The following is a 1,091-nucleotide window of genomic DNA, read 5'->3' as shown; positions in this document are numbered from 1 at the left end:
CTCCTCACCGGCAGGTACCGGATTAGTTGACGGCGGGTGCAGCCGTGGCCGGGTAGGGCGGTGTCCTCGTCGCCGGCCGGCCGTCCCCGGCCTCGGTGTGCGACTGCGCCGTGGTCTGTGGTGGAAGGGCGGTAGCGGCGGCCGTTTCGCGGGACAAAAATGTGCCCAGCTCGCCGATCGCACTCATCAGGGGGGCGGGGAAGACCACCGTGGTGTTCTTCTCGACGCCCAGCTCGAGCAGGGTCTGCAGATTGCGCAACTGCAAGGCGAGGGGGTGGACCATCATCGTGTCGGAGGCTTCGCCGAGCGCCGCAGCCGCCCGCGCTTCCCCCTCGGCGGCAATGATCTTCGCCCGCTTCTCCCGTTCGGCCTCCGCCTCGCGGGCCATCGCCCGTTTCATGGTCTCGGGCAACTGGATGTCCTTGAGCTCGACCAGGGTGACTTCGACACCCCACTCGAGGGTGGTGGTGTCGAGGATCTGCCGGATGGCGGCGTTGACTTCCGAGGTCTCGGCGAGGACCTCGTCGAGGGAGTGTTGTCCGACGACGTTGCGCAGGGTGGTCTGCGCGATCTGGTTGATGGCGGTGTCGACGTTTTCGATCACGACCACCGATTTCCGTGCGTCGACGACCCGGAAGTATGCGACTGCCGCGATGTCGACGCTGACGTTGTCACGGGTGATGATGCCCTGGGACTGGATCGGCATGGTGACGATCCGCATCGACACCATGGTGAGCCGGTCGAGGACCGGGATGATCAGTCTCAGGCCGGGCTCGCGCACCCCGATGATCTTCCCGAGCCGGAAGTGCACACCCTTCTCGTATTGCTTCACCACCCGGATCGACGCCGACAACAGCAGCGCCACGACGGCAACGACGACGATCACGACAATGACGACGGTGGCGGTCACGACGAACTCCAAACCTCTCGCAGAATGATTCTGTCCTCCAGTGAACCCGTCGATGGCCGCGGACATCAGGGTCCATCGTCACCAGCAGCAGACGATCCTTCGGGATCCGACACGTCCCGGGCAAAGCCTGGTGGTTCGGACACGCCGGCACTTGTGCCTCTCCGTGCACGGGCGTTCCATC

Annotated in this window: 1 protein-coding gene; it reads right to left on the bottom strand. The window is 65.2% G+C overall.

The window, feature by feature from the left end; all coding sequences use genetic code 11:
• Window positions 1-22: 22 nt before the first annotated feature.
• Window positions 23-910: an SPFH domain-containing protein gene (locus ACFTWF_RS45070; RefSeq protein WP_378467539.1), complete on the bottom strand. Its 888-nt coding sequence runs from the start codon at window positions 908-910 to the stop codon at window positions 23-25.
• Window positions 911-1,091 lie beyond the last annotated feature (181 nt).

Origin of the sequence: Rhodococcus sp. NPDC056960, assembly GCF_042674125.1 — a bacterium.
Lineage (GTDB): Bacteria > Actinomycetota > Actinomycetes > Mycobacteriales > Mycobacteriaceae > Rhodococcus_F.
Note: the sequence above shows the minus strand (reverse complement) of the source record. Positions and strands in the feature narration are given on the sequence as shown.